At 70.5% G+C, this 3,759-nt stretch carries 2 protein-coding genes; both read right to left on the reverse strand.

Annotated elements, in window-relative coordinates:
- Nucleotides 1-43: 43 nt before the first annotated feature.
- On the reverse strand, nucleotides 44-1,423 hold the full coding sequence (locus AB0J36_RS34325; protein ID WP_357398692.1) for a cellulose binding domain-containing protein: 1,380 nt from the start codon (nucleotides 1,421-1,423) through the stop codon (nucleotides 44-46).
- Nucleotides 1,424-1,767: 344 nt separating this feature from the next.
- Nucleotides 1,768-3,387, reverse strand: a complete 1,620-nt coding sequence (locus AB0J36_RS34330) for a cellulase family glycosylhydrolase (RefSeq protein ID WP_363661593.1) — start codon at nucleotides 3,385-3,387, stop codon at nucleotides 1,768-1,770.
- Between the last annotated feature and the right edge of the window lie 372 nt (nucleotides 3,388-3,759).

Here is a 3,759-nt window from a genome sequence, read left to right on the forward strand (position 1 = left end):
CGGTCGGGGCCCGCCGGCACGGCGGACCCCGACCGACCCACGGTCAGACCGTGATGCGACCGGCGCCGGCGCCGCCCGTCACGATGGACTTGACGTTGCTCGCGGTGTCCAGTTGGTACGAGTACGGGATGCTGGCGACGCTGCCACCGGTCTGGCCGGCGGGCGAGTTGACGAAGTGGTTGTTGCGGGCCACCAGCCGGCCCGGCCCGGAGTCGGCCTCGCCGAGGTGGTACGTGTCGGGGACGTTCTCGAAGTAGTTGCCCTCGACGAGCACGCCCGCGTTCTCGGTGGAGGCCACGCCGTAGCCGGTGTTGGCCCGGTAGTAGTTGTTGTAGACGTGCACCGGGTTGCCGAAGCGCACCCGGGGGTTGCGCTGCTTGCTGCCGTCGAACCAGTTGTGGTGGTACGTGACCCGCAGGTGCCCGGTGTCCTGGGCGCCGTTGTCGTCGCTGTGCCCGAGCAGCATCGTCTTGTCGTGGTTGAAGACCCGGTTCCACGACACCGTGACGAAGTCCGAGCCGCGCTTGATGTCGACCGCGCCGTCGTACCCGTTGCTGAAGGTGTTGTGGTCGATCCAGATGTTGGTGGCCGACTCCTGCACGTTGATCGCGTCGTCGTTCCAGTCCCGGAAGGTCAGGTTCCGGATGATGACGTTGCGGTCACCGCTGACGTTGAGCCCGCAGCCGACGATCGTCGCGCCGGAGTTGCCGAGGATGGTCTTGTTGGACCGCACCCGCAGCATGCCCGAGCAGGAGATGGTGCCGGACACCCGGATCACCGCCGACCCGGTCGCGTTCAGCGCGCTGGTCAGCGCCGAGGCGTTCGTGACGGTGGTCGCCGGTGCGCCGCCACCGCCGGTGGTGCCGCCGTTCTGGGTGGCCCAGCCGACCAGGCCGGTCTGCGGCGGAACGCTCGGCGGCGGATCGCTGGGAATCGGCGGCGTGGTGGGCGGGTTGGTGGGCGTGCCCGGGGTGGTCGGTGGGGCGATGGTCGGGGTGGTGGTGCCGCCGGTGCAGGCCACGTTGTTCAGGGTGAAGCTGGTCGGCGCCGGGTTGCTGGAGTTCCAACTCGCGTTGAAGCCGAACGAGGCGCTGCCGTTGGTGGCCAGGTTGCCGTTGTAATCGACGTTGGCGGCGGAGACCTGGCTGCCGCTCTGCGTGACGGTGGCCCCCCACGCCTGGCTGACCTGCTGGCCGGCCCCGTACGACCAGCGCAGCGTCCACCCGGAGACCGGGTCGCCGAGGTTGGTGACCGTGACGTTGCCGGTGAACCCACCCGGCCACTGGCTGGCGACCGAGTAGGCGACCTGACAGCCGGCTGCCGCCTGGGCCGACACGGCCGTCAGGAGACCGCTGGTGACCAGCGCGGCGGTCGCGGCGGCGGTGGTGGCGAGCAGCGTCATCCGACGCTCTGCTGTGCGCATGCTGCTTCCTTTCGATGAGGCGGACACACTGTCGCGACGCCCATGCCCGTGGGCGGCTAGGTGATCCGGGATCTCAGGTCCCGGGTCCGCCGGTGCGTTTCGGTGCGAAGAAGCGGCTCCCGCGTTCGCGCCGGCCGCAGCGAAGGCAAGCGCTTTCCCGATGGAAGCATAGAAGAACCTTGATGTAAATGCTCCGTGCGGCCCTGGTCCGCCGCCCTACGGAGGGCTCGGTGTGCGCCTGCCCTGGCCTGGCCCGGCGTGCGCCCGGCTCTCGGCCCGGCACGACGTGCGCCCGGCCCGAGGTGGCCGACGCCCTCGGCGTGGGCGTCGACCACCTCGGTTGCTCAACAGCTCGCGCCGTTGAGCTTCACGGTCGCCGGGGCGCTGGCCGTACCGTTGGCGGTGAAGCCCACGGTGACCGAGGCGCCCGCCGCCAGAGACGGCGCGTGGCTGGGCGCGGCGGCCGTGACCGTCGTACCGGACTGGGTGACGGTGGCGTTCCACCCGCTGCCCAGCGTCACGCCGGACGGCCAGGTCCAGGTGGCCGACCACGGATTCACCGCGGCAGTGCCGGTGTTCTTCACGGTCAACTCACCCTGGAAGCCGCCCTGCCAGGCGTTGACCTGCCGGTAGGTGGCCGTGCAGGCGCCGGGGGGCGCGCTCGTCGGCCCGCCGGTCGGCCCGCCCGTGGGGCCGCCCGTGGGGCCGCCGGTCGGCCCGCCGGTGGGTCCGCCGCCGCTCGGCGCGATCAGGTACGGCTGCAGGATCGCCTGCTTGGTGGTGTTGATGTTGGTCCAGTCGTCCAGCGCGATGCCGCCGGTGTCACCCGAGTTCGGGTTCCACGACCAGTAGGTGAACGACATCCCGGTCACGCCGGTGCCGGTGTACGCCATCAACTTTTCCAGCCACACCCGGTCCTTCGGGTCGGCCAGGGTGCTGCCGAACTCACCCATCATGATCGGGGCGATGTTCTGCTTGTAGAGGTAACCGAAGTACTTGTCCCAGATCGCCGGCATGTTCGCCGGGTAGTCCGGGGCGTCGAACCAGGTCTGCCGGTACACCGACGTCGCGTACTCGTGCGGCGAGTAGACCAGCCGGTTCGCCACGTTCAGCCGGACCGGGTACTGACCGGCCTTCGACAGGTTGCCGCCCCACCAGCCGCAGTCCTCGTCGTTGCTCGGGTCGTTGTCCCACACGTTGGAGAGACCACCGCTCGGGCAGCTCACCCCCTCCACGAAGATCAACCAGTTGGGTTGCACGCCGAGAATGGCGTTACCGGCCCGCTCCGCGGCGAGCCGCCAGTCCCGCGCCGTGTCGCCGCAACCCCAGCACGCGCCGGTGGCCGCCGGGTTCGTACCCTCGGCGTGCGGCTCGTTGTGCAGGTCCGCGCCGATCACCGTCGGATTGCCCGCGTACCGCTGGGCGAGCATCTTCCAGTCGTTGATCCAGGTCGCCTCGGAGACCGTCGACGTGTACCACAGCGGCGACTGCCCCGCCGACGTCGGCCGGTGCCGGTCCAGGATGATCCGCATCCCCTTGCTGCCGGCGTAGGCGATCACCTTGTCCAGGATCTGCAACGGCGACAGCCCCACCAGGTCCGGGTTGACGAAGTCGTTGATCCCGGTGGCGGTCGCGCCCGCCTTCAGCGCGTCGTTCGAGTACGGCACCCGCAGCGTGTTGTAGCCCAGCCGGGCCATCGTGTCGAGCTGACCCCGCCACGGATTGCTCGACCAGAGCCCGTGGAAGGTCTTGTTGTCGGTCTCCATGCCGAACCAGTTGATGCCGGTCAACCGGACCGTGGCCCCGGTGCTGTCCACGATCTGGCTACCGTTCGTGTGCAGATAACCGGTTCCGGTACCGGCGGCGGAAGCCGGGGTGGTGCTGACGGTGGCGGCGAGGAACACGCCGGCCGCGGCGGTGGCGAGCGCGGTCAGCGCGCTGCCGAGAGCTTTCGTACGGGTCATTCGAGCTCCACTTCGGACGCACGACGCCGTCCATCGACGACGTCGGCAGGCGGCCGTGCGCACATCACGGCCCCTTCGGGGGTACGCGGACAGTGCGCGACGGCCCATGTCACGCGGACGGGAAACTCGCGGCAGCTCACCGGCCGATCCTCGACGGCGATGCTCGCCGTCGGCGCCCTCGGCCCGGTGGCCCTACCTGACTCCGTCGCCCATTCTCATCAGCCCACCTCAATGCGTCAACTGCACACCCGGTCCCACCCGGTCCCACCCGGTCCCGCCCGGTCCCGCCCGGTCCCGCCCGGTCCCGCCCGGTCCCGCCCGGTCCCGCCCGGTCCCGCCCGGTCCCGCCCGGTCCCGCCCGGTCCCGCCCTG

This window comes from Micromonospora sp. NPDC049662 (genome assembly GCF_040675055.1).
GTDB lineage: Bacteria > Actinomycetota > Actinomycetes > Mycobacteriales > Micromonosporaceae > Micromonospora.

What these genes read in the sequence shown, in the direction of transcription:
- AB0J36_RS34325 (WP_357398692.1), bottom strand. Translation starts at nt 1,423, where the DNA reads ATGCGCACAGCAGAGCGTCGGATGACGCTGCTCGCCACCACCGCCGCC.
- AB0J36_RS34330 (WP_363661593.1), bottom strand. Translation starts at nt 3,387, where the DNA reads ATGACCCGTACGAAAGCTCTCGGCAGCGCGCTGACCGCGCTCGCCACC.